This is a genomic window from Pseudomonas sp. GW821-FHT09E04 (assembly GCF_059416185.1).
Window position 1 is genome coordinate 372,262 of sequence record NZ_JBWKOR010000003.1, and the last position, 26,150, is coordinate 398,411.

The 26,150-nt window shown below is 61.5% G+C and carries 27 protein-coding genes; 15 read left to right on the plus strand and 12 right to left on the minus strand.

The genetic code is table 11. The features are described 5' to 3' along the window. Both AC07N4_RS12855 and AC07N4_RS12860 read left to right on the plus strand, forming a co-directional pair. Nucleotides 1–666: a CoA transferase subunit B gene (locus AC07N4_RS12855; protein WP_085648845.1), complete on the plus strand. Its 666-nt coding sequence runs from the start codon at nt 1–3 to the stop codon at nt 664–666. An 11-nt stretch (nt 667–677) separates the two neighbouring features. After that, nucleotides 678–1,859 (plus strand): acetyl-CoA C-acetyltransferase, encoded by a 1,182-nt coding sequence (locus AC07N4_RS12860; protein WP_493066083.1) that lies wholly within the window; start codon nt 678–680, stop codon nt 1,857–1,859. A gap of 106 nt (nt 1,860–1,965) precedes the next feature. Here the strand turns inward: AC07N4_RS12860 and AC07N4_RS12865 are convergent, their stop codons facing one another. Next, entirely contained in the window at nt 1,966–2,664 is a 699-nt protein-coding gene (locus AC07N4_RS12865) for an NADPH-dependent F420 reductase (protein ID WP_493066082.1), read from the minus strand. 18 nt (nt 2,665–2,682) lie between these two features. On the opposite strand from AC07N4_RS12865, the gene AC07N4_RS12870 reads away from it, so the two are divergent. Further along, nucleotides 2,683–3,576, plus strand: coding sequence for a LysR family transcriptional regulator (locus tag AC07N4_RS12870; protein ID WP_102619618.1), 894 nt, complete (start codon nt 2,683–2,685; stop codon nt 3,574–3,576). Here the strand turns inward: AC07N4_RS12870 and AC07N4_RS12875 are convergent. Both AC07N4_RS12875 and AC07N4_RS12880 read right to left on the minus strand, forming a co-directional pair. Next, nucleotides 3,573–4,892, minus strand: coding sequence for an Nramp family divalent metal transporter (locus tag AC07N4_RS12875; RefSeq protein ID WP_102619580.1), 1,320 nt, complete (start codon nt 4,890–4,892; stop codon nt 3,573–3,575). The two genes, AC07N4_RS12870 and AC07N4_RS12875, sit on opposite strands and share 4 nt — an antisense overlap. A gap of 76 nt (nt 4,893–4,968) precedes the next feature. Further along, complete coding sequence (locus tag AC07N4_RS12880) at nt 4,969–5,508, minus strand: chalcone isomerase family protein (RefSeq protein WP_096822894.1); 540 nt, start codon at nt 5,506–5,508, stop codon at nt 4,969–4,971. Between the two features lie 147 nt (nt 5,509–5,655). On the opposite strand from AC07N4_RS12880, the gene AC07N4_RS12885 reads away from it, so the two are divergent. Next, nucleotides 5,656–6,423: a hypothetical protein gene (locus tag AC07N4_RS12885; RefSeq protein WP_493066081.1), complete on the plus strand. Its 768-nt coding sequence runs from the start codon at nt 5,656–5,658 to the stop codon at nt 6,421–6,423. 40 nt (nt 6,424–6,463) lie between these two features. Here the strand turns inward: AC07N4_RS12885 and AC07N4_RS12890 are convergent, their stop codons facing one another. Continuing rightward, nucleotides 6,464–6,793 (minus strand): hypothetical protein, encoded by a 330-nt coding sequence (locus tag AC07N4_RS12890; protein WP_493066080.1) that lies wholly within the window; start codon nt 6,791–6,793, stop codon nt 6,464–6,466. 214 nt (nt 6,794–7,007) lie between these two features. On the opposite strand from AC07N4_RS12890, the gene AC07N4_RS12895 reads away from it, so the two are divergent. Beyond that, nucleotides 7,008–7,574 carry a DcrB/PsbP domain-containing protein gene (locus AC07N4_RS12895; protein ID WP_493066079.1) on the plus strand — a complete coding sequence of 189 codons (567 nt, stop codon included), beginning with the start codon at nt 7,008–7,010 and terminating at the stop codon, nt 7,572–7,574. A 3-nt stretch (nt 7,575–7,577) separates the two neighbouring features. Here AC07N4_RS12895 and AC07N4_RS12900 read toward each other — a convergent pair whose 3' ends face one another. From AC07N4_RS12900 to AC07N4_RS12915, 4 genes are all read right to left on the minus strand, one after another. Continuing rightward, a complete protein-coding gene (locus tag AC07N4_RS12900) occupies nt 7,578–8,294 on the minus strand; it encodes an alpha/beta hydrolase (protein ID WP_493066078.1) in 717 nt (238 codons plus the stop codon). 69 nt (nt 8,295–8,363) lie between these two features. Continuing rightward, nucleotides 8,364–9,476 (minus strand): succinylglutamate desuccinylase/aspartoacylase family protein, encoded by a 1,113-nt coding sequence (locus AC07N4_RS12905; protein WP_493066077.1) that lies wholly within the window; start codon nt 9,474–9,476, stop codon nt 8,364–8,366. A gap of 127 nt (nt 9,477–9,603) precedes the next feature. Beyond that, the gene (locus AC07N4_RS12910; protein ID WP_011333505.1) at nt 9,604–10,383 is read right to left on the minus strand and encodes an ABC transporter substrate-binding protein; all 780 of its coding nucleotides are present in this window, start codon (nt 10,381–10,383) and stop codon (nt 9,604–9,606) included. 255 nt (nt 10,384–10,638) lie between these two features. Next, entirely contained in the window at nt 10,639–11,073 is a 435-nt protein-coding gene (locus AC07N4_RS12915) for a rhodanese-like domain-containing protein (RefSeq protein WP_096822899.1), read from the minus strand. Nucleotides 11,074–11,175: 102 nt separating this feature from the next. On the opposite strand from AC07N4_RS12915, the gene ftrA reads away from it, so the two are divergent. Beyond that, on the plus strand, nt 11,176–12,165 hold the full coding sequence (gene ftrA, locus AC07N4_RS12920; protein ID WP_493066076.1) for a transcriptional regulator FtrA: 990 nt from the start codon (nt 11,176–11,178) through the stop codon (nt 12,163–12,165). Here the strand turns inward: ftrA and cobF are convergent. Both cobF and AC07N4_RS12930 read right to left on the minus strand, forming a co-directional pair. Then, nucleotides 12,134–12,889 (minus strand): precorrin-6A synthase (deacetylating), encoded by a 756-nt coding sequence (gene cobF, locus AC07N4_RS12925; protein WP_493066075.1) that lies wholly within the window; start codon nt 12,887–12,889, stop codon nt 12,134–12,136. The genes ftrA and cobF overlap by 32 nt on opposite strands. Beyond that, nucleotides 12,886–13,458: a histidine phosphatase family protein gene (locus tag AC07N4_RS12930; protein WP_493066074.1), complete on the minus strand. Its 573-nt coding sequence runs from the start codon at nt 13,456–13,458 to the stop codon at nt 12,886–12,888. Before AC07N4_RS12930 ends, cobF begins: the two co-directional genes overlap by 4 nt. 317 nt (nt 13,459–13,775) lie before the next feature. On the opposite strand from AC07N4_RS12930, the gene AC07N4_RS12935 reads away from it, so the two are divergent. From AC07N4_RS12935 to AC07N4_RS12970, 8 genes are all read left to right on the plus strand, one after another. Continuing rightward, nucleotides 13,776–14,630, plus strand: coding sequence for a MurR/RpiR family transcriptional regulator (locus AC07N4_RS12935; protein ID WP_493066073.1), 855 nt, complete (start codon nt 13,776–13,778; stop codon nt 14,628–14,630). Between the two features lie 2 nt (nt 14,631–14,632). Beyond that, entirely contained in the window at nt 14,633–15,277 is a 645-nt protein-coding gene (locus AC07N4_RS12940; protein ID WP_493066072.1) for a cysteine hydrolase family protein, read from the plus strand. Further along, nucleotides 15,274–16,605 carry a type I glutamate--ammonia ligase gene (locus tag AC07N4_RS12945; protein WP_493066071.1) on the plus strand — a complete coding sequence of 444 codons (1,332 nt, stop codon included), beginning with the start codon at nt 15,274–15,276 and terminating at the stop codon, nt 16,603–16,605. Before AC07N4_RS12940 ends, AC07N4_RS12945 begins: the two co-directional genes overlap by 4 nt. Continuing rightward, on the plus strand, nt 16,589–17,341 hold the full coding sequence (locus tag AC07N4_RS12950; protein ID WP_493066070.1) for an N-formylglutamate amidohydrolase: 753 nt from the start codon (nt 16,589–16,591) through the stop codon (nt 17,339–17,341). The genes AC07N4_RS12945 and AC07N4_RS12950 overlap by 17 nt, the downstream gene beginning before the upstream one ends. A gap of 87 nt (nt 17,342–17,428) precedes the next feature. Beyond that, on the plus strand, nt 17,429–18,778 hold the full coding sequence (locus AC07N4_RS12955) for an APC family permease (protein WP_085733174.1): 1,350 nt from the start codon (nt 17,429–17,431) through the stop codon (nt 18,776–18,778). A gap of 118 nt (nt 18,779–18,896) precedes the next feature. Beyond that, the gene (locus AC07N4_RS12960) at nt 18,897–19,913 is read left to right on the plus strand and encodes an arginine N-succinyltransferase (RefSeq protein ID WP_493066069.1); all 1,017 of its coding nucleotides are present in this window, start codon (nt 18,897–18,899) and stop codon (nt 19,911–19,913) included. A 55-nt stretch (nt 19,914–19,968) separates the two neighbouring features. Further along, entirely contained in the window at nt 19,969–21,003 is a 1,035-nt protein-coding gene (gene astA, locus AC07N4_RS12965) for an arginine N-succinyltransferase (RefSeq protein ID WP_096822908.1), read from the plus strand. A gap of 160 nt (nt 21,004–21,163) precedes the next feature. Next, nucleotides 21,164–22,033, plus strand: coding sequence for an isocitrate lyase/PEP mutase family protein (locus AC07N4_RS12970; RefSeq protein WP_096822909.1), 870 nt, complete (start codon nt 21,164–21,166; stop codon nt 22,031–22,033). An 88-nt stretch (nt 22,034–22,121) separates the two neighbouring features. Here AC07N4_RS12970 and AC07N4_RS12975 read toward each other — a convergent pair whose 3' ends face one another. Further along, nucleotides 22,122–23,357, minus strand: a complete 1,236-nt coding sequence (locus AC07N4_RS12975) for a M20/M25/M40 family metallo-hydrolase (RefSeq protein ID WP_493066068.1) — start codon at nt 23,355–23,357, stop codon at nt 22,122–22,124. Between the two features lie 84 nt (nt 23,358–23,441). Further along, a complete protein-coding gene (locus tag AC07N4_RS12980) occupies nt 23,442–24,515 on the minus strand; it encodes a diguanylate cyclase (RefSeq protein WP_102619568.1) in 1,074 nt (357 codons plus the stop codon). Between the two features lie 171 nt (nt 24,516–24,686). Here AC07N4_RS12980 and AC07N4_RS12985 point away from each other — a divergent pair, with 171 nt between their 5' ends. Then, nucleotides 24,687–26,141, plus strand: coding sequence for a flavin-containing monooxygenase (locus tag AC07N4_RS12985; RefSeq protein ID WP_493066067.1), 1,455 nt, complete (start codon nt 24,687–24,689; stop codon nt 26,139–26,141). The last annotated feature ends 9 nt before the right edge of the window (nt 26,142–26,150 follow it).

The following is a 26,150-nucleotide window of genomic DNA, read 5'->3' on the forward strand; positions in this document are numbered from 1 at the left end:
ATGGCACTTTCCCGCGAACAAATGGCTCAACGCGTCGCCCGCGAAATGCAGGACGGCTACTACGTGAACCTCGGCATCGGCATCCCGACCCTGGTCGCCAACTACATCCCCGAAGGCATGGAAGTCATGCTGCAATCGGAAAACGGCCTGCTCGGCATGGGCCCGTTTCCGACTGAAGACACCATCGATGCCGACATGATCAACGCCGGCAAACAAACCGTGACTGCGCGTATCGGCGCATCGATCTTCAGCTCCGCCGAGTCCTTCGCGATGATCCGCGGCGGCCACGTCGACCTGACCGTGCTGGGCGCCTTCGAAGTGGACGTGCAAGGCAACATCGCCTCGTGGATGATCCCCGGCAAACTGGTCAAGGGCATGGGCGGCGCGATGGACCTGGTGGCCGGTGCCGACAACATCATCGTCATCATGACCCACGCGTCCAAGGACGGTGAGTCCAAGTTGCTGAGCCAATGCAGCCTGCCGCTGACCGGCGCCGGTTGCATCAAGCGCGTGCTGACTGACCTGGCGTACCTGGAAATCGAAAATGGCGCTTTTGTCCTCAAGGAACGCGCACCTGGCGTCAGCGTCGAGGAAATCGTCGCCAAAACCGCTGGTAAACTGATCGTCCCGGATCACGTACCGGAAATGCAGTTCGCTGCCGAGTGAGGAATTCGAAAATGCAAGACGTCGTCATTGTTGCCGCCACGCGTACCGCGATCGGCAGTTTCCAGGGATCGCTGGCCACCGTCTCCGCCGTGGATCTGGGCGCAGCGGTCATCCGCCAGTTGCTTGAGCAGACCGGTCTGGACGGTGCTCAGGTCGATGAAGTGATCATGGGCCAGGTGCTGACCGCCGGCGCCGGCCAGAACCCGGCGCGCCAGTCGGCGATCAAGGCCGGCCTGCCCCACGCCGTACCCGCCATGACCCTGAACAAGGTCTGCGGCTCGGGCCTCAAGGCCCTGCACCTCGGCGCCCAGGCGATCCGTTGCGGCGATGCGGACGTGATCATCGCCGGCGGCCAGGAAAATATGAGCCTGGCCAACTATGTGATGCCGGGCGCACGCACCGGTCTGCGCATGGGTCACGCGCAAATCGTCGACACCATGATCAGCGATGGCCTGTGGGACGCGTTCAACGACTACCACATGGGCATCACCGCCGAAAACCTGGTCGAGAAGTACGAAATCAGCCGTGAGCAGCAGGACGCCTTCGCCGCTGCATCGCAGCAGAAAGCAGCAGCCGCCATCGAGGTCGGCCGTTTTGTCGATGAAATCACCCCGATCCTGATCCCGCAGCGCAAAGGCGATCCGGTGGCGTTCAAGGTCGACGAGCAGCCACGCGGCGACACCACCGCCGAATCCCTGGCCAAACTGCGTCCGGCCTTCAAGAAGGACGGCAGCGTCACCGCCGGCAACGCTTCGTCGCTGAACGACGGCGCGGCTGCGGTCATTCTGATGAGCGCCGAAAAAGCCAAGGCCCTGGGCCTGCCGGTACTGGCGAAAATCGCCGCTTACGCCAATGCCGGCGTCGACCCGGCGATCATGGGCATCGGCCCGGTGTCGGCCACCCGCCGTTGCCTGGACAAGGCCGGCTGGAGCATCGGCCAGCTCGACCTGATCGAAGCCAACGAAGCCTTCGCCGCACAATCGCTGGCAGTGGCCAAAGATCTGCAATGGGATCTGGACAAGGTCAACGTCAATGGCGGCGCCATCGCCCTCGGTCACCCGATCGGTGCATCGGGCTGCCGTGTGCTGGTGACCCTGCTGCACGAAATGATCAAGCGTGATGCGAAAAAGGGTCTGGCGACCCTGTGCATCGGCGGCGGTCAAGGCGTGGCCCTGGCGCTGGAACGCGCTTAAGCGCAAAAGAGGTTCAACAGCGGGCGGCGGATCCACGACATCCACTGCCTGTTGGCAACAAACCCGGTACGACTCACGTCGCACCGGGTATTTTTTTGCCCGGCCGTCAGGCGAACTTCACCAGATTCAGCACCGGCAACGGCCCGCCCGGGAATTGCACCAGTCGCGCGCCCACGCTCAACTCGCCCAGGTCGATCCCGAAGAAACCAAGCTGATCGATCAGCGCGCCCACTTCAGCCTTGGCCTGCGCATCATCCCCGGACAGAAACAACACGCGCTTGCCACCCTCCGACGCCGGATCCGCTTCCAGCAAACGCGCCAGCAGATGGTTGAACGCCTTGACCACCCGCGCCCCAGGCACCCATTCAGCGAACACTTCGCTGGACGGCCGCCCCTGTAAATCCACTGGTTTGAACGACGGCGCTTCAATCGAGTTGTTGGCGTCGATGACGATCCGCCCGCCGAAATCCGGCAACCCGGCCAGCGCCGTCGGCAGTTTCGACCAGTTCACTGCGACCAGCACGATGTCCTGGGCAGCGGCTTCTTCACGGGTAACGGCGCGGGCGGTCGGGCCGAGCTCTGCGACCAGTCCGGACAAGGTCTCCGGCCCGCGACTGTTGGCGATGACCAACGGGATGCCCTGACGCGACAAGGCTTTGGCAAACGCTGAACCGATGGCGCCAGCGCCGATGATTCCGATAGTGCTCATGGTGTTCTCCAGAAAGTTGGGTAAGACTCGAAACCAATCTTGCGCTTGCCATTCCCACTTGATTAGCCGGTAATGCCTTGAATGATCTTCAAGCATCGCTATCAGGTCGAAACCATGGAAACCCTCGCCAATCTTGAATCCTTCGTCCGCAGCGCCGAGACCGGCAGCTTCTCCGCCGCCGCACGGTTGCTGGCGCTGACACCGGCAGCGGTCAGCCGCAACGTGGCGATTCTTGAACGCAACCTCGGCGTTCGGCTGTTTCAGCGCTCGACCCGCAAGCTGTCGCTGACCGAGGCCGGTGAAGGTTTTCTGGCGAGCATCGGCGGCAACCTCGACGCCTTGCAGGCAGCGATTGCGACGGTGGCGACCGAGCGCGGCGAGCCGGCGGGTGTGCTCAAGATCAGCCTGCCGCCGACGTTCGGCATCGATCACATGCTGCCGCTGCTGCCGGCGTTTCTAGCGCGCTATCCGTTGATTCGCCCGGAATGGCACTTCGAGAATCGTCAGGTGGATTTGATCGCCGAGGGTTATGACGTGGCGATTGGTGGCGGGTTCGAGCTGACGCCCGGCGTGATTTCCCGGCGACTGGCGTCCGCTGAAATACTGGCAGTGGCCTCTCCGGCGTATCTGGCCGGACGCACCCTGCCCCGGCATCCGACAGACCTCGCCGACCACCAGGGCATTGTCATGCGCGGCCTGCGCACCGGGCGCATTCGCCAATGGCAGATGCACAACGGCGCCGGCGAACAGGCCAGCGCCCTGCTCAACCCGAACATCGTGCTCAACGATCCAATGGCCATGCGCAAGGCTGCGCTGCTGGGACTCGGGATAACAATGGTGGTGCTGCCCGATGTCAGCGTGCAGATCGAGCGCGGTGAACTGGTGCGGCTGTTGCCCGACTGGCAGTGCGACGCCGGGGCGATATCGCTGTACTACCCGAGCCGCACCTTGATGCCGGCCAAGACCCGGGTGTTCATTGATTTTGTGGTGGATGCCTTCGGCCGCTAGGCGGCCAGTTGCAGAATCAGCCAGGCATTGGCGCCGCTGATCACCACAAACAGTCCCCAAGCCAGAGCCCGCGTCGGCAAGCGATTCACAAACGGCCCCATCAGCTGTTTGTCGTTGGTCATGCGGATCAACGGATACAGGGCAAACGGCAGTTGCAGGCTCAACACCACCTGGCTCAGTACCAGCAACTTGCCCACCGCGCCATCGCCCATCAGCCACACGCCGATGAACGCCGGAATCAGTGCCAGCCCACGGGTAATGAGGCGCCGCTGCCAGCAGGGAATCCGCAGGTTCAGGTAGCCTTCCATGATCACTTGCCCGGCGATGGTGCCGGTGAAGGTCGAACTCTGCCCCGACGCCAGCAGCGCCACGCCGAACAACACACTGGCCAGCGCGCCGCCCACCAGCGGATCGAGCAAGTGGTAGGCGTCCTGGATGTCCACCACGTCGGAATGCCCGGTTTGATGAAAGGCTGCCGCCGCAAGAATCAGGATCGCCGCGTTGACCAGCAACGCCAGCGCCAGTGAGCCAATGGTATCGATGCGCGCCAGGTTCACTGCATCCTGCTTGCTCGCCAGGTCCTGGCCGATCAGCCGCGTCTGCACGATCGAGGTGTGCAGGTACAAGTTGTGCGGCATTACCGTCGCACCAAGGATGCCGATAGCCAGGTACAGCGGCGCCGCATCGCTGATGGCCGACAACGACGGTTTGAAGCCCTGGGCGACGTCCGGCCAGTACGGTTTGATCAGCAGCAGTTCAACGAAAAAGCACACGCCGATGGTGCCCACCAGCACCAGCATGATCGCTTCCAGCCGCCGAAAGCCGCGATTTTGCAAGGCCAGCACGAGCAACGTATCGAATGCGGTCAGGGCGATGCCGAACGTCAGTGAACAACCCAGCAGCAGGTGGAACGCCAGCGCGCAGCCAAGCACTTCCGCAAGGTCGGTGGCGATGATCGAGATTTCCGCCAGCACCCATTGCAGCCGCGCCGTCGGGGTGCTGTAGCGCTCGCGGGAGAGTTGCGCCAAGTCGCGCCCGGTGGCGATGCCCAGCCGCGAACACAGGCATTGCACGACCATGCCCGCCAGACTCGCCAGCAACACCACAAACAACAGGCTGTAACCGAAGCGCGAACCGGCCTCGATGGCGGTGGCCCAGTTGCCCGGATCCATGTAGCCGATCGACACCAGCAAACCGGGGCCGGCAAAGCGCAGCACGCGTTTGAAGAACGAGGCATTCGGATCCACCGGGACACTGCCGGCCACTTCCGGCGGGCAGAACGGCGCCGTGGCGATTTTGGGCAAACTGAATTTCACGCACACATCCAGAAACAAGTCGAAAGGCGCAGCTTAGACGTTTCAGTCGGCGTGCCCAAGAGCAGACGTGCTGCGCTCAGGGTTTGGCAGTGCCGAGCAATTGCTGACGCAACTCGGGACTGCGTGTGCGGGGATCAAGCCAGATGTCGAAAAACGCCCGGGCGAACAGCGGATCGTCGATCTCGTGCTGCAACTGCTGCCCCACGAAGAACCGTGCACCCTGCCCCGGCAAGTACACCCCGGTAATCCGCGTGCCGGCCTGAACGTCGACGAACGATTGCTGCATCTGGGCCTGCCACAGTGCCAGTTGCGCCGGGCTGATGGAGGATCCGGCCAGGCGCTTGATCTCATCGACGCTGGCCTTCACCAGATCTTCGCGAGACACATTGCGCCGGTAGATCAATTCCAGGGCGAAGGGCTGTCCATCGGCCAGCGGGCGCGCGGCACTCCACAACCGGGCGTTATAAATGTCGAAACCGAACACGCTGAAATCGCCGGTGCCAATGATTTGCGCGCCGGGCACCGCGTCCTGCCAACTGGCCCAGGTCGGCGTCAGCAACAGTGCCCACAAACCGATTCCGCAGCATCCACGCAACACCTTCGGTGTTCTGCTCATCGCGGCATCGACTCCGGTAAACCCTGATAGTCAGAGCATAGTTGGCTATCCCGCTCAGCACTTTGTATACATGTTTTGCATACATATGCAGCAATCCATTAACGACAATGCTAACGTGGCCCTCATTGACCCGATGGAGACACCTGCGTGCTGATCCTCAAACTGCTGCTGATTCCCGGTTTTCTGCTGCTGATTTCCCTGGCCGGCAAGCGTTGGGGGCCCAGTGTGGCCGGGTGGCTGTCGGGGTTGCCGGTGGTGGTCGGGCCGATCCTGTTCTTCCTCGCCATCGAGCAAGGGCCGGCGTTTGCCGCGCAATCGGCGGTCGCGGCGTTGTCGGCCATGTTTGCGATGATCGCGTTTTGCGTCACGTATGCGCAGGTGGCGCAGCGGGCGAACTGGCCGTTGGCGCTGGTTGTGTCTTTGTCGGTCTGGGCCTTGCTGGCATTGATCCTGTCGCTGATTCCGGCGTCGCTACCGTTCTCGGTGGCTGCGGCTGCAACCGCCCTTCTTGCTGCGCCGTACCTGTTTCCCAAGGTTCAACCGGTGGTCAGTGGGCCAGCACCGAAGTCGGACAAACTGATCTGGCGGATGATTGCCGGCGCGGCGTTGACGCTGGTAGTGACGATGCTGGCCAGCACGGTCGGCGAGCGTTGGAGCGGATTGCTCGCGGTATTTCCGGTGCTGGGCAGCGTGATGGCGGTGTTTTCCCAGCAGACGCGCGGCCCGGCGTTTACCGCTGCGTTGTTGCGAGCGACGGCGACGGGGATGTATTCGTTTTCGGCGTTTTGTCTGGTGTTGGCGATTGCCTTGCCGACGTTTGGCTGGTCAGGGTTTGCAATCGGTGTGGCAACGTCATTGGCAATGCTGGTAGTCACCAAACAGCTTGCATTGCGATCAACAATGAAAGGTACTTGAAATCTTTTACCCAAGTCCCTTTCAGAGACAACTTGAGCCCTTATTGGAAATCGACTGACTGTGGAACCGAAGCGGACTTGCCAGTCGGTCCGTCTTTATCCAACGCAACTGTGACGTCGTGATATCCGCGGGGAAACTCAGCGGTCTTCCTGACATCCTCAATCATGGCTGGAGCACCATGGTCATAAGCGCCGACTTGACAGCTGGCAAACGGAATCCAGTTGACTCTGTCCTTGTAATAAATCTTCGCCATCCCGAAATCGCCTCGACCGCCCTCAGGTCCCAGACCTGAGACTTTGAATACATCGGATTCATATTCGTTGCCCCGCTTGAACAAAATTTCCACATTCGAAATTTTTTCAGTAGTCATGTCTAGTTTCCTTTCTAATACGTGAAGTTGAGATTTGCGGGATCATTGTTACCAAGCTGCCTCGTGCCGCACACCTGTAAGAAATACCAGTTCCGACAAACGGGTAAATGAGTTGAACATCAATTTTCAGAGGAGTCGGACAATCCGTACTGGAGTGCGACTAACCCGCATGGGATGATCGCCGCCCAAGCGCGACCATCCCTCGGAGATTCGAATGTCATTGCTTAGCAAGAAAGCCGTCGTCCTGTTGCTGGCGGCGGTGGCCGGTTTCGGCGCCCTGAATGCTCAGGCAGCCAAAGCCAAAGAGAAGGCTGTCACCGAGAAAGTCTCGATGCTCGAAGGCAAGCTCCGTTTTGTCCTGCCCAAAGGCTTTGTCGGTGACCCGCTGCCGGCCGGCCCGACCGGTGCCAAGGGCACGATGTTCACCAACGACGCGACCAAGACGGTGGTCATTACCGCCGAAAACCAGATTCCCGAAGGCAACAACGTCAAGGATAACGACAGCGCGTTCCTCGACGGCACCGTGTCCGATTTCATCGAAGCCCAGCGCAAGGCGCTGCCGGACTTCAACAAACTCAGCGAAAAGAGCCTGACACAGAAAGGCAACGGCCTGGGCCTGCGCCAAGTCGACAGCACCGCGACCCAAGGTGGCGGCCAGACCCTTAACACCACGCTGATCGCGGGCTCCGGCACGCACATGGCGCTGGTCCAGGTGATTTCCCGGGCCAGCGACAAGAGCGGTCACGATGCGCTGGTAAAAAACATCCTCAGCGAAAAATGATCCTCAAGGGTTGAGTTGCTGCAACCAGTCGTTCAAGTCCCGAAGCTCGGCCGCGCTGATGCTGTGGCCGACGCCGGGATAGGCATGGAACGCCGGTTTGTAATCCAGCTTCTCCAGCAGCTCTTTGGCTGCGATGGCGCCACTGTAAGGCACCCGGTCATCCGCCGTGCCGTGGCCGATGAAGATTTCCAGCGGCGGATGTTGTTGCCCTGACTTCAGCTCCCCCTTGAGCACCGGCAACACTCGCCCACTCAACGCGGCAATACCACCGACCGCCGCTGGCTGCCGTAGGCCCACCTCATACGTCATCATCGCGCCCTGGCTGAAACCGATCAGGTACACCTTGTCCGGTCGGGCGTGATATTTCTGCGCGGCTGCGGCGATAAAGGCTCGCAGCTTCTGGCTGGCGATCTTCAGATCATCGGTCTCGCCGTTGTAGGCACCGTCGCCTTTCTTGCGAAACCACTGGAAACGCCCTTCCCCCAACGCCATCGGCGCCTGCACCGACAGGTAGTTGTACTGCTTGGGCAGCTGAAATTTCATGCCGATCAGATCGGCTTCGTTACTGCCGTAGCCGTGCAGGAAAAGCACCAGCGGACGCTGTTCGGCATCCGGGTGAACCTGGGCCAGGTAGTTGAGCGGCAGATCGGTTTGCAGCGAGGTTTGAGCATGGGCGGCGCTGGACGCCAGGAGGGTCAACAGAGCAAACACCTTCAACATAAGCCTTCCTTCACACAGTGCAGGGTTCGGGGCAGAGCCTAACACTGTGATCCGGAAGATGGGGGGGCCTCAGTCGTTGATCAACTTGCCCGCCCGAATCGGCTCGCGCCCCGCCACTTTCGCCTGCCAGGTACCCGGCTGGGTGTAGCGTCCACGGTCGATGGCAAACAACACGCCGCTGGTGCCGGCACGCACGGTGGTCACGCGATCTTTCAACGGATCGACCACTTCGAACAACGCATCACCGCGCTCGACCCATTCACCGGCATTACGCAGGAAACTCACCACGCCATGGTGCGGGGCGAACAGGTATTCGGTGCCTTCGAACGGCATGCCTTCGCAGCATTCGTCTGGCGCCTTCGGCCATTCGCCGCTGATGAAGCCCTGTTCGGCGAGGAAACCCAGAATCGCTTCGCAATTGGCCTGGGCCTGATCGACGCGGGTGTCGCCCATGCTGCCCAGTTCCAGGGTGGTGGCGAGGTTGGCCGGCAGGATCGCCGCCGCCGGGAACATTCGCGCTAGGCGTAACCACGGCGTGGAGCACGATTCATCAAACGAACTGCCGCCGGAGTCTTCACACAACAGCGCCACGCCAGCCTTCAGACGTGCAGCGAGGGATTGCCATTGCGGCCAGTGTTGCGGCAGCGCGTAAATGTGGATCGCGGCGTCGAAATCGCAATGCAGGTCCAGCGTGACATCGGCATCGCACGCGTGGCGCAGCAGCAGACGGTGCAGCGCTTCCAGTTGCGAGGCCGGGGCCGGCAGCTCGTCGAGTACCTGGCCCATGGTCTGGCGAATCAAGCCGATGTTGGCCAGGGCATCGCTGCCCAACTGATCGCCGATGCGCTCGGCCACCGGGGCGCTGAGTTCGACGAAGGAGCGGTTGAAATTCTTGCCGCTCGCCAGTTCGAAACGGCCCATGTGACTGCCTTGCAGGTGCTGATCGAGGCCGATGGGGTTGGCCACCGGCACCAGTTCGATCACGCCCTGCAACTGGCCGTTGGTTTCCAGCTCGGCCAGGCGTTTTTTCAGTTCCCACGCGGTGCGCATGCCCGGCAGTTCATCAGCGTGCAGGCTGGCCTGGATGTAGACCTTGCGCGGGCCGGCGCCGTAACGGAACACGCTGAGGGAGCGTTCGCTGCCCAAGTGGCTCCAGGGCAGTACATGATCGATGCGTTGCATGGGGAACTCCGGAAATTCTGTAGTCGCTGCTGCACAGTGACTGCATTGAAAATGTGCTGACAGGATAAATCACAGGCGAAAAAAAAGTGGCCACCGCGTCAACGGGGCCACTTTTTTCTACGGCGTATTAATGGCCGTACACGTCAAAGTCGAAGTACTTGTCCTGCACTTGCTTGTACTTGCCGTTGGCGCGGATTTCGTTGATGGCAGTGTTGAATTTTTCCGCCAGCTCGGTATCGCCTTTACGCACGGCAATACCGGCGCCGCCGCCGAAGTATTTGGCGTCTTCGTAGGTCGGGCCGACGAATTCGAAGCCTTTGCCGGCGTCGGTTTTCAGGAAGCCGTCGCTCAGGTTGACCGAGTCGGCCAGCATCGCGTCGATACGACCGGAGACCATGTCGAGGTTAGCTTCCTGCTGCGAGCCGTAACGCACCAGTTCGATCCCGGCCGGCACCAGCACTTCGGTGGCGTAGCGGTCGTGGGTACTGGCGCGCAGCACGCCGACTTTCTTGCCTTTGAGTTCGGTCAGCGGATCTTTCACGCCGGAGCCTGCCTTCATCACGAAGCGCGCCGGGGTGTGATAGTACTTGATGGTGAAATCGACGTTTTTCTTGCGATCGTCAGTGATGGTCATCGAGGACAGGATCGCGTCGATCTTCTTCACTTTCAGCGCCGGGATCAGGCCGTCGAACTCTTGCTCGACCCAGGTGCATTTGACTTTCATCTGCTCACACAGCGCATCGCCGATGTCCACGTCGAAACCGGCCAGTTTGCCGTCAGGGGTTTTCATCGAGAATGGCGGGTAACCGGCTTCGATACCGATACGGATCGGTTTGGCGTCTTCGGCCACGGCGGTCAGGGACAACATCGACAGTGCCAGGGCACCGAACATAACCAGCTTTTTCATTTATTACTCCCGTGTGCGGAGGCTTTTATTGGCAGCTTTCGATTGTCAGGTTCGGCCTTGGGCTATGGAGCGCAAAGAAACCGAAGTGGCCGGCAGTCTATGGCGGCGCGCACGGGGCAAATTGTGTTTAAGCGACAAATACTTATAGAAAATCGGCGAGTGCCATCACGTGGGAAAAGTGTGCGCCAGAGCGGTGCAAGGGTTGTAGGACAAAGCCGATAAAAGTTGCCGCCGAGGGCGGCAACTCACTGAATATCAGCAATCACAGGCAATCGGATGGGTCGCCGCTCGCGGTGCCGCGACACTCAATTCGAAGCCTTCATCGAGCCAGCCGGTGACCCCGCCGATCATCTCCTTGACCGGATAACCCAGCGCCGCCAGTTTCACCGCTGCCTTGTTGGCGCCGTTGCAGTGGGGACCGGCGCAATACACCACGAACAGCGTGGATGTTGGGTAATCCGCCAGCCTTTCGGCTGTCAGCAAACGCCCCGGAATATTGATCGCCCCCGGTACGTGGCCGCGCTCGAAGGCCAGCGGCCCGCGCACGTCCACCAGCACGAAATCGATCTCACCGGCTTCCTGGCTGCTGAAGACGTCGGAACAATCGGTTTCGAAGGTCAGACGGTTGCTGAAGTGCATCAGGGCAATCGCCGACGGGGCGGCAGGAATTTCGCGAACCAGGCTAGGCATGTTGTGTTGCTCCTACGTCTGTGAAGGGATGAACAGACTTTATCGAGCTGCCGCTTGCCGCTACAGTGGCGCACAAGACACTCACCGGGAAGTTTCCGCCAAATGCCTGAATCACCTGGATTGGTCGCGATCCTGGCCTACGACGGCCTCTGTACGTTCGAGTTCGGCATCGCCGTGGAGATCTTCGGCCTGGCCCGGCCGGAGTTCGATTTCCCGTGGTACGCGCACTGCATTGCAGCGGTGGATCAAGGCCCGATGCGCGCCATGGGCGGGATTCAGGTGCTGGCCGATGGTGGGCTGGAGCTGCTGGCGGAGGCTCGCACCATCATCATTCCCGGCTGGCGCGACCGCAGTGCGCCGGTGCCGGAAGCCTTGCTCGAAGCATTGCGCAATGCCCATTCACGCGGCGCTCGGTTGCTGTCGATCTGTTCAGGCGTCTTTGTTTTGGCCGCCAGCGGCCTGCTCGACGGGCACGGCGCGACCACCCACTGGCGCTACACCTCGGAGCTGGCCGAGCGCTTCCCGGCCATCGATGTCGATCCGGATGTGCTTTACGTCGATTCCGGCCAGTTGATCACCTCGGCCGGCAGCGCGGCCGGGATCGACGCCTGCCTGCATCTGGTGGCGCGGGACTTCGGCACTCAGGTGGCCAATTCGGTAGCGCGACGGCTGGTGATGTCGCCGCAACGCACCGGCGGTCAGGCGCAATTCATTCCCACCCCGGTCAGCCCGACCCCGCGCAGCGATCTGTCGCGCGTGATGCAGTGGGCCCGCGAACGCCTGCACGAACCACTGGAAGTGCGTGATCTGGCCAGCGAAGCGGCGATGAGCGAACGCACCTTCCTGCGCAAATTCACGGAAGCCAGCGGCCAGTCACCCAAGGCCTGGCTGCAACACGAGCGCTTGGCCCGAGCCCGAGAGCTGCTGGAAAGCACACCGCAGAACACTGATCAGATCGCCCAGCGCTGCGGTTATCGTTCGGTGGAAAGCTTTCGCGTCGCGTTTCGCAGCGTGGTCGGAGTGCCGCCATCGGTGTATCGCGAGCGCTTTGGTCGTGAGGTCAAGGCTTGCGCAACAGATAAGTGTCCATGATCCAACCATGCTCGGCCCGCGCAGCCTTGCGCACCCGCTCGATCTCATCCGCGACATCCTTGAGCCGGCCGCTGATGAGGATTTCGTCCGGCGTGCCGAGGTAGGCGCCCCAGTAGATCTCCGTCTGCTGATCCGCCACTTGATGGTAGGAGTCTTCGGCGTCGAGCATCACCACCAGACTGTCGGTATCACTCACCTGCCCCGCCGCCAGACGCCGGCCGGTGGTGATTTCAATCGAGCGGCCGATGGTGTTCAGCGGCACCTTGTGCTGCGCTGCCAGGGCCTGAACGCTGGTGATGCCGGGGATCACGTCGAATTCGAACGCGCATTGTCCTGAGGCCAGGATTGCCTGAAGGATGCGAATCGTACTGTCGTACAGCGCCGGGTCGCCCCACACCAGAAAACCGCCGCACTGCCCGTCAGCCAATTCGTCATTGATCAGGTGCTCGAAGGTTTGCTGCTTGGCGCGGTTCAGATCATCGACGCTAGCGCTGTAGTCCACATCGCCGCGCTCGCGCTCCGGGCTGTGGGCTTCGGCGAAACGGTAGGTACGATCGGTGATGTAGCGCTCACAGATTTCGCGCCGCAGGTCGATCAGCTTGTCCTTGCTCTGGCCCTTGTCCATGAGGAAAAACACGTCCACCTGATTCAGCGCCTTCACCGCCTGCATCGTGATGTAGTCGGGGTTGCCGGCGCCAATGCCGATGACCAGCAAGCGTTTCATGTACGGTCTCCTTCAAGGTCGATGCCGGACAAGCGTAGCCGCCAGCGCCCGAAGAAACTCAACTCGACCACCGCCAGCGGCTCGACATCGATGCTATGGAAAGCCTGGCCTTGCATGACCTGCATCAGCGCCGCTCGAATGATGAACGGATGCGTGACGGCCACGACATGACCCTGCGTGGTTTGCAGGGTCGTCAGCCATGCGGCCACTCGCTCGCCGAGTTGCACCACCGATTCCCCGCCATGGGGCGCGGCGCCGGGATCTTCGAACCAGGCTTGCAGGGCTTCCGGTTCATCTCGCTGCAGGTCTTTGATCGACTGCCCCTGCCAACGGCCCCAGTCGCAATCGCGCAGTGCTTCATCCACCTGGGCATCGTGACCGAACCATGCGGCAGTCTGACGCGTGCGCAATTCCGGGCCACAGATCAAACGGCGCGGCCTCTCGAACCGAGCGGCCAGCGAGTCAGACGCTACAGCGCTTTCTTCAACAGCTTCGTTCGTAGGAAAACGCGCCAATTTTTGTGCGACGGTTCTGGCGTGACAGATCAAGGTCAAACGGGTGGCTTGCACAATCAGTCACTCGGTCAGAAGGTAAAAAACACCCGGCAACGTGCCGACAGGACGGCAATTGTGCCGTAAACCGGGCGATTCCGGGGAAGCCCTTCAATCGCCCTGTCAAAACAAAGCGGCAATGTCTGACACAACAATGGGCAATGGACTACAAGATCGATCGATAGACGTGTAGCCCTTGTTACACGGGCATCTCGCCCCATTTTGGGGCTGAAATAATTGCCTGGAAAATTCACTAGACATGTAGCGTGAGTTACATAAATACTGTTTTAACGGATTGTGAAGCGAATCCAACACCCCATCCAGCAGGAGCCCGGATGCCCCCTCTCAGAGACCTGATTACTGATCCCGGCCTGGACCTTACGCCATCAGAGCGCAAAGTCGTCCGGGCCTTGCTCGATCAGTACCCGCGCAACGGGCTCGGCCCGATGGCGCGTCTGGCCGAACACGCCGGCGTCAGCGATCCGACCATCGTGCGTCTGGTAAAAAAACTCGGTTTTGGCGGTTACGCCGAATTCCAGGACGCCCTGCTCAGCGACATGGACCATCGCCTGCGCTCGCCGCGCACGCTGTTGCAACCGCGTTCGAACCTGAATCAGGACGATGCCTGGAGCCACTATCTGGCCCACAGTCACAATCTGCTGGCCGAAACCCAGGCCCTGACCCAACCCGAAGACGTGCGGATTCTCGCGCAATGGCTGCTCGATACGCGCCACCAGATCTACTGCTTCGGCGGGCGCTTCAGCAGCCTGATGGCCACTTACCTGCTCAATCATTTGCGTCTGCTGCGCCCCGGTTGCTTTGCGCTGGAGGACAACGCGCAATTGCCGGATCGTCTGTTCGACCTGCAGCGCCAGGACGTGGTGCTGGTGTTCGACTATCGCCGCTACCAGACCCAGGCCCTGCGCGTGGCCACTGCCGCGAAGAACAACAACGCTCGCGTCGTGCTGTTCACCGACATCTATGCCTCGCCGCTGCGCGAGCTGGCCGACATGATCATCAGCGCCCCGGTGGAGTCGGCATCGCCGTTCGACACCATGGTCCCGGCGCTGGCCCAGGTTGAAGCACTGATCGCTTGCCTGACCCTGCGCAGCCCGGACCTGGCCGATCGCCTGGAAGGCATCGACGCCCTGCGCAACGACTTCGACACCCACCTGCTGGAGGATAAATAAGGATGTTCAGCCTTCCCCACCGCTCGCCGCGGGACCTGCCGTTTGTCACCGACCACACCGCGCTGTTACTGGTGGACATGCAGCGTGCCTGGCTTGAGCCGCAGTTCGACCCGCACCTCGAAGGCCCGGACGCCGCCTACTTCCTCAACCGCACGCGCTCGCAAGTGGTGCCGAATCAGGTGCGCCTGCTCAACGCCTTCCGCGACGCACAGCAGAACGTGCTGCACACCCTGATCGAAAGCCTCACCGCCGACGGTCGCGACCGCTCGCTGGACCACAAACTGTCGGACATGCACCTGCCCAAGGGCAGCCCGCAGGCACAGGTCATCGCCGAACTGACCCCGGCGGAAAACGAAATCGTGCTGCCGAAGACTTCTTCCGGTGTCTTCAACTCGACCAACATCGACTACGTGCTGCGCAATCTGGAAACCCGGCACCTGATCATCGCCGGCATCGTCACCGACCAGTGCGTGGACATGGCCGTGCGCGACGCCGCCGACCGGGGTTATCTGGTGACACTGGTGGCGGACGCCTGCGCGACCTACACCGAAGCACGCCACGACGCGTGCCTGAACGCGATCAAGGGCTACTGCTGGATCACCGACACCGACACCGTACTCGGCCGGTTGCAGGAGATGCAGCCATGAGCGAACGCCTGTCGCCGTTGCCGATGACCACCATCGTCACTACCGACCTGATCGGTATCACCCGTGGCCGCTCGTTTCCCAGCGATGAGCTGGAACACTATCAAGCGGCCGGTTGCGGCTGGGTGCCGGCCAACAGCGCGTTGACGCCGCAGGACATCATCGCGTCGAGCAATCCGTGGGGCGCCTATGGCGATCTGCGGTTGATTCCCGATCTGGCCAGCCGCGTCACCGTCGGCAACGGCCCGGACACCGCCGCCCCGGCGCTGGATTTCATCCACGGCGACATCCGCGAAACCGACGGCCGCCCGTGGGGCGCCTGCCCGCGCACGCTGCTGCGCGATGAAATCGAGCGGTATCGCGACCAGCTCGGTCTGCAGGTCAACGCCGCGTTCGAACACGAATTCAACCTGCACGCAGGGTTTGCCGAACACCTGGCCTTCTCTCTCGAAGCACAACGCCAGGGCGCCGAGTTCGGCGGCTGGCTGCTCAGCGCGTTGCGCGCCGGCGGCGTCGAGCCGGAAATGTTCCTGCCCGAATACGGCAAGCATCAATACGAAATCACCTGCCGCCCGACCCTCGGCGTGGCGGCGGCGGATCGCGCGGTGAATGTACGCGAGATCACCCGGGAAATTGCCCGGCAGATGGGCCTGGATTTGAGTTTTGCGCCGAAGACCGCTGCTGAAGCGGTGTGCAACGGCGTGCACCTGCATGTCAGCCTGCTCGACCTGGCCGGTCAGCCGATGCTGTACGACGCCGGCACCAGCAATGGCTTGTCGACCCTCGGCCAGCACTGGGCGGCGGGCGTGCTGCATTACTTGCCGGCGCTGTGTGCGTTCACCGCACCGACGCCGGTCTCATATGAACGTTTGCAGCCGCACCACTGGAGCGCGTCCTACGCCTGCCTCGGGCAACAGAACCGCGAAGCGGCGCTGCGCATCTGCCCGACCGTGAGCCTGGGCAACAAACCCGTGGCAAAGCAGTACAACCTGGAATTCCGCGCCATGGACGCCACCGCTTCGCCGCACCTGGCGATGGCTGCGCTGCTGATCGCCGGACGCCTGGGCATCGAACAGCGTCTGGCGCTGAACGCGATCACCGATGAAATCCCCGATTCACTCAACGACGAACAACGCGAGGCGCGGGGCATCGTTGCCCTGCCCGCCTCTTTGGCTCAGGCACTGGAATGCCTGCGTCGCAGCGAAGCGCTGATGGCAGCGCTGCCGGCACCGTTGCTCGACACATATTTCGCCCTTAAAACCGAGGAACTGGCGCTGACGGAACAGCTCTCGCCCGCTGACCTGTGTGAGCACTATGCACGCCTGTACTGAATCCGCCGAGCTTGGGTTGTACACCCGACCGGTCTACAACCTGATCCGCGAAAACTCGTCGCATCCACTGATCCTGGTGTGCGAGCACGCCAGCCGTTACATCCCCGACGCCCTGAACAATCTGGGCCTGGATGACACGGCTGCGCGTGAACACATTGCCTGGGACATCGGTGCGCTGGAGCTGGCCGAGCAACTGTCGGAAAAGATCGGCGCCACGCTGCTGAGCGCCAATTATTCGCGACTGTTGATCGACCTCAACCGGCCCCGACATGCCCCGGACAGCATTCCGGCGCAGAGCGAGATCTATCAGGTGCCGGGCAATCGCGAGCTCGATGAAGCCACCCGCGAATACCGTCGCCAGTGCCTGTTCAAGCCGTTTCACACCCGGCTGCAACAACTGATCGACGAGCGCCTGGCCGATGGCCGGCCAGTGCGGGTGGTGGGGATTCACAGTTTCACCCCGGTGTACTACGGCCAGCCACGGGAACTGGAAGTCGGCGTGCTGTTCGGTCAGTCCAAGGCATACGCCCAGCGCCTGCTCGACGGTCTCGACCGGCATCCGCTGAAAGTCGCCGGCAACCAGCCGTACAAGATCGACCCGCTGGGCGACATGACCGTGCCGGTGCACGGCGATGCCCGTGGTCTGGAGTCGGTCTTGATCGAAGTGCGCAACGACCTGCTGCGCAACCCGGAAGCGGTGACCCGCTGGGCAAATTATCTGGCACCCCTGCTGTAAAGATTGTTGTAACCACTGCTGACGCTGTAAACGACGGACCGATATAACAACTAAAACGACCGATTGGCTGACAAGGAGTTGCGCTTCATGGAAATAGAAGAGTTCGGCTACAAACAGGAGTTGAAACGTAGCCTGACACTGACCGACCTGGTGGTGTACGGGATGATCTTCATGATCCCCATCGCCCCGTTTGGCGTGTATGGCTACGTCAACGCGGAGGCACCGGGGATGGTGCCCTTGGCGTACATCATCGGCATGGTGGCGATGGTCTTCACCGCGCTGAGCTACGGCAGCATGGCCCGGGCCTTTCCGATTGCCGGCTCGGTGTATTCCTACGCACAACGAGGCCTGAATCAACACGTCGGCTTCATCGCCGGCTGGCTGATGCTGCTCGACTATCTGCTGATTCCGCCGCTGCTCTACGTCTACGCGGCGATGGCACTCAACCATTTGTACCCGGACATTCCGAAGGTCGGCTTCATCCTGGCGTTCCTGGTCAGCGCCACGTTCGTCAACCTGCGCGGCATCACTTTCACCGCCCGCATGAACATCGTGTTCCTGCTGGCGCAACTCGTTGTGCTGGGGATTTTCCTGTTCTACGCCTGGAATGCCCTGCACAACGGTGGCGGCAACGGCCAGTTGACCCTGGCGCCGCTGTATCACCCGGAAACCTTCAACTTCGCCCTGCTGATGCAAGCAGTGTCGATTGCGGTGCTGTCGTTCCTTGGCTTCGATGCGATCTCCACGCTCGCCGAAGAGATCAAAGGCGATCCGGGCCGCAGCGTCGGCAAAGCGGCGTTGATTACCCTGGTGGTGATGGGCGCGATTTTCGTCGTACAGACCTGGATCGCTACCGACCTGGCAGCCGGCATGGGCTTCAAGTCCGCCGACACCGCGTTCTATGAAATCGCCGAAATTGCCGCTGGCAGCTGGCTCGCGACCCTGACCGGCGTGGCCACGGCCCTGGCCTGGGGCGTGGCGGTGGCGATCACTTCGCAAGCGGCGGTCTCGCGCCTGCTGTTCGGCATGGCCCGCGACGGCAAGCTGCCGAAAGTGCTGGCCAAGGTCCACCCGAAACACAACACGCCGTACCTGAGCATCTATCTGGTGGCCGTGCTGTCGCTGGTGATCTGCTACCTGTTCATCAACTCGGTGGACACCCTGACCTCGCTGGTCAACTTCGGCGCCTTGAGCGGCTTCATGCTGCTGCACCTGACCGTGATCAATTACTACTGGCGCCGGCAGAAGTCCGGCCAGGTGATCCGTCACCTGATCTGCCCGGTGATCGGCTTCATCATCGTCGCGGCCATCATGTACAACATGGGCGTCGATGCACAGAAACTCGGCCTGATCTGGATCGCCCTGGGTCTGGTGTACCTGTTCTTCCTGAACAAGCTCGGCGCCAGTACCGCGCTGCCTGACCCGAGCAATGGCTGACAAGAAAAAGAGCGGCGTCTGACAACAAATCAGGCGTCCGCCGCTTTAACGCGTGGAAACCGACAGTGATAGTCAGGTTCGGCGAATGGGCCGAACCTTTTGATACAGGAGTGCATCCATGCTGGTCTTACGCCCAGTCGAGCCAAACGACCTGCCTCAATTGCAACAATTGGCTCGCGACAGCCTGGTGGGCGTCACGTCCCTGCCGGACGACAGCCAGCGCCTGAGCGAAAAAATCGCCGCGTCCTGCGCCTCGTTCGACAGCGACGACGCGGCTCAGGGCCCGGAGAATTACTTCTTCGTGCTGGAAGATCTGGACAGCCGTCGCCTGGTCGGCTGCTCGGAGATTCTCGCCACGGCCGGCCACAACGAACCGTTCTACAGCCTGCGCAACCGCCACTTCACCAGCGCTTCGCGGGAACTGAACATCGAACACGGCGTGCCGGCGCTGTCGCTGTGCCACGACCTGAGCGGCCACACGCTGCTGCGCGGTTTTCACATCGACGCGGCGCTGGTGCGCACGCCGTTCTCGGAATTGCTGTCGCGGGCACGCTTGCTGTTCATCGCCGCCCACGGGACGCGTTTTGCCGAAGCGGTGATCACCGAAATCGTCGGCTACAGCGACGAGCAGGGCAACTCGCCGTTCTGGGACGCGCTGGGCAAGCACTTCTTCGATCTGCCCTACGTCGAGGCCGAGCGCCTGTGCGGCTTGCAGAGCCGTACGTTTCTTGCCGAACTGATGCCGCAATACCCGATCTACGTGCCGATGCTGCCGCTGGCGGCGCAAGAGTGCATCGGTCGCATCCACCCGGACGGTCAGGAGGCCTTCGACATCCTGGAGCGCGAGGGTTTTGAAACCAACAGCTACATCGACCTGTTCGATGCCGGCCCGACCTTGTATGCACGCACCGCCAACATCCGTTCGATCGCCCAGAGCCAGACCGCCACGGTTCAAACGGAACCACTGATCGATGCCCGCGGTCGTTATCTGGTGAGTAACGATGCACTGCATGGCTTTCGGGCGGTGGTCGCGGAGCTGGATTACCAGCCCGGTCAGCCCTTGGCGCTTACGCCGGCGATTTGTGCAGCACTGAATGTCAGCGCTGGCAGCAAGATCCGGGTGATTGCCCTGTGAACCGCGCCCTCACCCAACGACAGTGCCCGAGCAGGCGCGCAAAAGGAGTTGCAGCATGATTGTCCGTCCGGTCCAAGTCAGCGACCTGCCAGCGTTGATGACGCTGGTGCAACAGGCCGGGCCAGGGTTCACCACCCTGCCCGCCAACGAAGATCGCCTGGCCCACCGGGTACGCTGGGCGCAGCGCGCCTTCGCCGAGCAGGTCGAACGGGCCGATGCCGACTATCTTTTTGTGCTCGAGGACGACGAGCAGCGGGTGGTCGGGGTCAGCGCCCTGGCCGGGGCTGTCGGCCTGCGTGAGCCCTGGTACAACTATCGGGTCGGGCTGACTGTCAGCTCGGCGCCGGACCTCGGTATCCAGCGGCAGATCCCGACGCTGTTCCTCAACAATGAACTGACCGGCCAATCGGAACTGTGCTCGCTGTTCCTGCGCCACGATCAGCGCCACGGCAGCAATGGACGCCTGCTGTCATTGGGGCGTTTGCTGTTTGTCGCTGAATTCCCGCACCTGTTCGGCGAGAAGATGATCGCCGAACTGCGCGGCAGTGCCGACGAGCAAGGCTGTTCGCCGTTCTGGGACAGCCTCGGCCGGCACTTCTTCCAGATGGACTTCAGCCACGCCGACCACCTGTCCGGGCTGGGCAACAAGGCCTTCATCGCCGAACTGATGCCGCGCCAGCCGCTGTACACCTGCTTGCTCACCGAACAGGCTCAGGCCGTGATCGGTCAGGCCCACCCCAACACCGAGCCGGCACTGAAAATCCTCCAGTCCGAGGGTTTCGCCCACAAAGGCTACATCGACATCTTCGACGGCGGCCCGGTCATCGAGGCGCCGATCCGCAGTATCCGCACGGTACGCGACAGCCTGGAACTGACCCTGAGCATTGGCGCGCCGGACGATCAGGCGCCGCTGTGGCTGATCCACAACCGGCGTCTGGAAAACTGCCGCATCACCGTCGCTCCGGGGCGCCGGGTCGGCAGCACTCTGGTAATCGACCGTCTCACCGCCAAACGCCTGCAATTGCAGCCGGGCAACTCGGTGCGGGCAGTGCCGCTGCCCAATCAACAGCAGCAGGCGGTGGCGGCCTGAGCGCCTCTGCCTGCTGCAAGAAAGCCTGAACAGGTTTTCCCTGGTTAACTTCCTCGTTAATTCGTCATGATCCTTGACCCATTGGCGTGATAGCCTTTTCACCTTCGGCGTTGACACCTTTGCTCAAGCCTTTCCATTCCTTTGTATTGGTGGAACTCGTATGACCAGGCTTTCTCATCAAGATTTGCGCCGTAACTTCCGTCAGCTGCTGGCTTCCGACACCTGCTATCACACCGCCTCGGTGTTCGATCCGATGTCCGCCCGCATCGCCGCTGACCTGGGTTTTGAAGTAGGGATTCTTGGCGGCTCGGTCGCCTCGCTGCAGGTCCTGGGTGCTCCGGACTTTGCCCTGATCACCCTCAGCGAATTCGCTGAACAGGCCACCCGCATCGGCCGGGTCGCCCAATTGCCGGTGATCGCCGACGCCGACCACGGCTACGGCAACGCCCTGAACGTGATGCGCACCATCGTCGAACTGGAACGCGCCGGCGTCGCCGCGCTGACCATCGAAGACACCCTGCTGCCGGCACAATTCGGCCGTAAATCCACCGACCTGATCTCGGTCGCCGAAGGCGTCGGCAAGATCCGCGCGGCACTGGAAGCCCGAGTCGACTCGGAAATGGCGATCATCGCCCGGACCAACGCCGGCATCCTGCCGAATCAGGAAATCATCAGCCGCACCCGCCAATACCAGGCCGCTGGCGCCGACGGTATCTGCATGGTCGGCATCCAGGACTTCGATCAGCTCGAGCAAATCGCCGAACACCTGACTGTCCCGCTGATGCTGGTCACCTACGGCAACCCGGCGCTGCGCGACGACAAGCGCCTGGCCGAACTGGGTGTGCGCGTGACCATCGACGGCCACGGCGCTTACTTCGCGGCGATCAAGGCCACTTACGACAGCCTGCGCGAACAGCGCCAGATCTTCACCCAGGCCTCGGACCTGAGCGCCACCGAACTGACCCACACCTACACCCAGCCTGAGGAATACATCCTCTGGGCCAAGGAATACATGAGCGTCAAAGAGTAACCTCGCACCCCGCTACAAAGAGGCAGAGCGGCCCGACGCCATTACGAGTCCACTCGCATGGCGCCCGCCGCGAAACCGCTAGCTGCCGTTACTGCTTCGCCAGCTCCATAATCATCCGCGACAACAGATAAATCCGCGGCGCCACACTCTCCACTTCCGCATACTCCTCCGGCGTATGAATGTTGCCGCCAACAATCCCGAACCCATCCAGCGTCGGCGTGCCCACCCCGGCTGACAGACTCGCATCCGCCGCCCCGCCACTGCCTTCTTCGGTCAACTTGCGGCCGATTTCGCCATAAATCCCTTGGGCCATCGCCATCAAACGATCCGACTCCGCCGTCTGCGGCATCGGTGGCAAGCCGCGTTGCAATGAAGTTTTCACCTCAGTGTCAGGAATCAACTTGTCCTGCGACACCCGCGCCAGATCCTTCTCGATCCGGTCGAACTCTTCCGGCACCGCCGCCCGCACGTCAGCCTTGGCCATGGCCTGATCCGGAATGACGTTGGTGCGGTCGCCGGCCTTGAGCACGGTGAAGTTGATCGTGGTTTTCTTGGCTTCGTCGCCGAGTTTGCCCAGTTGCAGGATCTGATGCGCCGCTTCCATCGCCGCGTTGCGCCCCAGTTCCGGTGCGACGCCGGCGTGAGCAGCCTTGCCCTTGACCTCGACCAGTGCGGTGGCACTGCCCTTGCGCCACACCACCAGGCCATCCGCCGGGCGACCCGGTTCAAGGTTGAGGGTCACGTCGTGAAGTTTGGCGGTTTTCTTGATCAGGTCGGTGGCGACGTCCGAACCGGTTTCTTCGCTGGCATCGAGCAGGAAAGTGATTTGCGCGTAATCCTTGAAGTCGAGGTTCTTCAGGATCTTCAGCGCATAAATGCCGGCGACGATCCCGCCCTTGTCGTCCATCACCCCCGGCCCGTAGGCGCGGCCGTCCTTGATGTGGAACGGTCGCTCGGCGGCGGAGCCTTCCTTGAACACCGTGTCCATGTGCGCCATCAGCAGGATTTTCGCCTTGCCGGTGCCTTTGAGCGTGGCGAGCACGTGGTTGGTTTTTTCCGGAGTGTTGGGCACCAATTCAATGGTTGCACCAAGCTTTTTCAGCTCATCGATGGCGATGTCACTGACTTGTTTGAGGCCTTTTTCATCACCGGAACCGGAGTCGATATTGACCAGGCGCTCGAGCAATTTCAGGGCTTCGGGTTTGTATTGCTCGGCGTCGGCCAGCACCTGTTTGTGCGGTTCGGCGAAGGCGCCAGCGGCTGCGAAAGAGAGGGTCAGGCCGAGACCGGCGGCCAGCAGGGAACGAGGGAATTTGAACGTCATGAATCAATCCTTGTTTCGTGTCGGGTACTGAACCGTACCTGACATCGCCCCAAGGCTCTATCCCGGATGCGACACCCAATCCGTTCAAACCGAATCGAATACCTCACGCCGCGGCTTGTCATCGTTGCAGCAGATCACCCGGTTGCGCCCGCTGGCCTTGGCTTCGTAGAGCGCTTCATCGGCATCGTTCAGCCAGCGCGTTGCATCGCCGTGAGCCGGATCGAGTGCCGCCAGGCCAATGCTCAAGCTGACTTTCAGCGCCGGGCTCTGTTCGTAGACCAGAAAGGAAAAACGCTCACGCAAGGCTTCCATGGCCTGCGCCGCGTTGAACAGCGGCAAGTCCGGCAGGATCACGCAAAACTCGTCGCCGCCGTAGCGCCCCGCCACATCGGCCATGCGCAGGTTCTGCTTGAGCATCTTGCTTAACTGACGCAGGACGATATCGCCGGCCACATGGCCGTAGGTGTCGTTGATCGCCTTGAAATGGTCGATGTCGATCAGCGCAATTGCCGCGCCTGTCTGCTGGCGTTTGCTGCGTTCGAATTCGATGTCCAGTTGATCCTTCCAGGCGCCGTGATTGAGCAAACCGGTCAGGCTGTCGGTACGGCTCAACGCCAGCAATTCACGCTTGTGCAGGCCAAGGGTGTAGGCCTGGCGGAAGCAGATCCAGCCCAGCGCCAGCGGATACAGCATCAACAACGGCAGGCACGCATAGAGCTGCGCCGGAGAGGTCGCGGGGATGAAGGCCGGGGCAAACACTACCAGCCCGACGCCGACGCCAAGCAACTGCGCCGCCGCCCCGGCCAGCAGAAAACGCAGGCCACCGATGGCGACATTGTTCATCGCCATCATTGAAATGGTCGTGGCACTGGGCAAGGGATTGAAGTGCATGGCGGCGACCCAGAAGCCGCCGAGAAAGGCGTCGAGCAGCAGGTTGCGGTGTTCGGCGTGGTACGGAACCTTGGCCCGTCGGGCCCATTGATACGCGAGGTGCGGCCAGACCAGGCCGTTGAACAGCATCAGCGCCCAGACCCAGGTCGGCGGATCGAGCGGGTGCATCGCAACGCTCACGCATAGAAGCCCCAGGACCAACCCGAGGGTTCGCGATGTGTAAAGCCTCCTGGCCAGTGAAAGTCCCTTTCCTCCCGTTCTTCCCATAAGGGCCTCGAGTACACCGCAAAAGGATGTGCTCGGAGTCTAACAGGGAGACGTTAAATAGCCATCACCGGCCAGCGGCCGAATACCCCGCCATTTCCATCACACAGCAGGCAAATGATTGGCTATACATGAAAGGAAGAAAATGGAAAAAACACTCTAAGAAGGAGGCCCATGCAGACCTATCAAGTGTTGATCATCGGCAGCGGGTTTGGCGGCCAGTGCGCGGCCATCAATTTGCTCAAGGCCGGCATCGACGATTTTCGCTTGCTGGAACGGCGGGACTTTTTCGGCGGCACCTGGTGCCAGAACACTTACCCCGGCGCGGCGGTCGATGTGCCGTCGCCCCTGTATTCACTGTCGTTCGCGCCCTACCCCTGGACGCAGATGTTCGCCGAACAGGCCGAGCTGCATCACTACACCGAACATGTGATCGAGCGTTTCGGCCTGCGCGACCGCGTGGAACTGCAAGCCAACGTCGAACGCATCGAATGGGACGAAACCGAGAAACGTTGGGCCGTACACACCGGCACCAAAGGCACGTTCTACGCACAGTTCCTGATCAACGCCACCGGGCCATTGAGCCAACCGGTCGTCCCACACTTCCCGGGACAGGATCGCTTTCAGGGCAAGACCTTTCATACAAACAGTTGGGATCACAGCTACGACTATCGCGGTAAACGCGTGGCCATCGTCGGCAGCGGCGCCAGTGCGGCGCAGGTGATACCGACGATTGCGCCGCAGGTCGAGCGACTGCACGTCTTTCAACGCACGCCGCATTGGGTGCTGCCCCGACCGGACCGCAAATTCGGGCCCTTCCAGCGTTGGCTGCTGGGTTTGAAACCGGCCTACAAGCTGTTGCGCTGGATGATCTACTGGCAGTTCGAAACCCGGGTCATCGCCTTCAAATATTCAAAACCGGCGATTCACATGGTGCAGCACCAGGCCCTGAAATTCCTCAAACACCAGGTAACGGATCCCGAACTCCAGCGAAAACTGACGCCGGACTTCACCATCGGCTGCAAACGGGTATTGGTCTCCAGCACTTATTACCCGGCGCTGACCCGGCCCAACGTCACGCTGCACAGCCGCGAGCAAGGCATCGCCAGCCTCGACGAAACCGGCATCGTCACCACGGACGGCCAGCACATCGACGTCGACCTGATCGTGTGGTCGACCGGTTACGACGCCACCGACGGCGTGATTTCTTACCCGGTCAGCGGAAAAAACGCCGTGCAACTGCGCGACGTCTGGGCGCAATACCCGCGCGCCTACCTCGGCACCAGCCTGCCGGACTTTCCCAACCTGTTTATCGTCACCGGGCCGAACACCGGCATAGGCCACACCTCGGCGCTGTTCATCATCGAATCGCAGATGAACTACATCCTCGACTGCATCCGCACCGTGCAGGCCAAAGGTCTGCGCAGCATCGAAGTTCGCCCCGAAGCAGAACGTACCTACACTCAGATGATTCACCGGGAGATGGAGCGCACGGTCTGGAAAACCGGCGGCTGCCACAGTTGGTATCAAAGCAAGAGCGGTCATGTGATCGCAATGTTCCCGGGCTTCAGTTTCAGCTATCACCGGTTGACCCGGGCGCTGAAACCGGCCGACCACATTCTGTCTTGAACAAGGAAG

Excerpts from the sequence above, each read along its gene's own strand:
- AC07N4_RS12940 (WP_493066072.1), top strand. The coding sequence starts at position 14,633 with ATGTTCAGCCTTCCCCACCGCTCGCCGCGGGACCTGCCGTTTGTCACC.
- AC07N4_RS12865 (WP_493066082.1), bottom strand. The coding sequence starts at position 2,664 with ATGCTTGAAGATCATTCAAGGCATTACCGGCTAATCAAGTGGGAATGG.
- AC07N4_RS12935 (WP_493066073.1), top strand. The coding sequence starts at position 13,776 with ATGCCCCCTCTCAGAGACCTGATTACTGATCCCGGCCTGGACCTTACG.
- AC07N4_RS12890 (WP_493066080.1), bottom strand. The coding sequence starts at position 6,793 with ATGACTACTGAAAAAATTTCGAATGTGGAAATTTTGTTCAAGCGGGGC.
- AC07N4_RS12895 (WP_493066079.1), top strand. The coding sequence starts at position 7,008 with ATGTCATTGCTTAGCAAGAAAGCCGTCGTCCTGTTGCTGGCGGCGGTG.
- AC07N4_RS12870 (WP_102619618.1), top strand. The coding sequence starts at position 2,683 with ATGGAAACCCTCGCCAATCTTGAATCCTTCGTCCGCAGCGCCGAGACC.
- AC07N4_RS12980 (WP_102619568.1), bottom strand. The coding sequence starts at position 24,515 with ATGGGAAGAACGGGAGGAAAGGGACTTTCACTGGCCAGGAGGCTTTAC.
- AC07N4_RS12970 (WP_096822909.1), top strand. The coding sequence starts at position 21,164 with ATGACCAGGCTTTCTCATCAAGATTTGCGCCGTAACTTCCGTCAGCTG.
- AC07N4_RS12860 (WP_493066083.1), top strand. The coding sequence starts at position 678 with ATGCAAGACGTCGTCATTGTTGCCGCCACGCGTACCGCGATCGGCAGT.
- AC07N4_RS12955 (WP_085733174.1), top strand. The coding sequence starts at position 17,429 with ATGGAAATAGAAGAGTTCGGCTACAAACAGGAGTTGAAACGTAGCCTG.
- AC07N4_RS12945 (WP_493066071.1), top strand. The coding sequence starts at position 15,274 with ATGAGCGAACGCCTGTCGCCGTTGCCGATGACCACCATCGTCACTACC.
- AC07N4_RS12910 (WP_011333505.1), bottom strand. The coding sequence starts at position 10,383 with ATGAAAAAGCTGGTTATGTTCGGTGCCCTGGCACTGTCGATGTTGTCC.
- AC07N4_RS12900 (WP_493066078.1), bottom strand. The coding sequence starts at position 8,294 with ATGTTGAAGGTGTTTGCTCTGTTGACCCTCCTGGCGTCCAGCGCCGCC.
- AC07N4_RS12880 (WP_096822894.1), bottom strand. The coding sequence starts at position 5,508 with ATGAGCAGAACACCGAAGGTGTTGCGTGGATGCTGCGGAATCGGTTTG.
- cobF (WP_493066075.1), bottom strand. The coding sequence starts at position 12,889 with ATGAAACGCTTGCTGGTCATCGGCATTGGCGCCGGCAACCCCGACTAC.
- AC07N4_RS12985 (WP_493066067.1), top strand. The coding sequence starts at position 24,687 with ATGCAGACCTATCAAGTGTTGATCATCGGCAGCGGGTTTGGCGGCCAG.
- astA (WP_096822908.1), top strand. The coding sequence starts at position 19,969 with ATGATTGTCCGTCCGGTCCAAGTCAGCGACCTGCCAGCGTTGATGACG.
- AC07N4_RS12975 (WP_493066068.1), bottom strand. The coding sequence starts at position 23,357 with ATGACGTTCAAATTCCCTCGTTCCCTGCTGGCCGCCGGTCTCGGCCTG.
- AC07N4_RS12915 (WP_096822899.1), bottom strand. The coding sequence starts at position 11,073 with ATGCCTAGCCTGGTTCGCGAAATTCCTGCCGCCCCGTCGGCGATTGCC.
- AC07N4_RS12960 (WP_493066069.1), top strand. The coding sequence starts at position 18,897 with ATGCTGGTCTTACGCCCAGTCGAGCCAAACGACCTGCCTCAATTGCAA.
- AC07N4_RS12950 (WP_493066070.1), top strand. The coding sequence starts at position 16,589 with ATGCACGCCTGTACTGAATCCGCCGAGCTTGGGTTGTACACCCGACCG.
- AC07N4_RS12855 (WP_085648845.1), top strand. The coding sequence starts at position 1 with ATGGCACTTTCCCGCGAACAAATGGCTCAACGCGTCGCCCGCGAAATG.
- ftrA (WP_493066076.1), top strand. The coding sequence starts at position 11,176 with ATGCCTGAATCACCTGGATTGGTCGCGATCCTGGCCTACGACGGCCTC.
- AC07N4_RS12905 (WP_493066077.1), bottom strand. The coding sequence starts at position 9,476 with ATGCAACGCATCGATCATGTACTGCCCTGGAGCCACTTGGGCAGCGAA.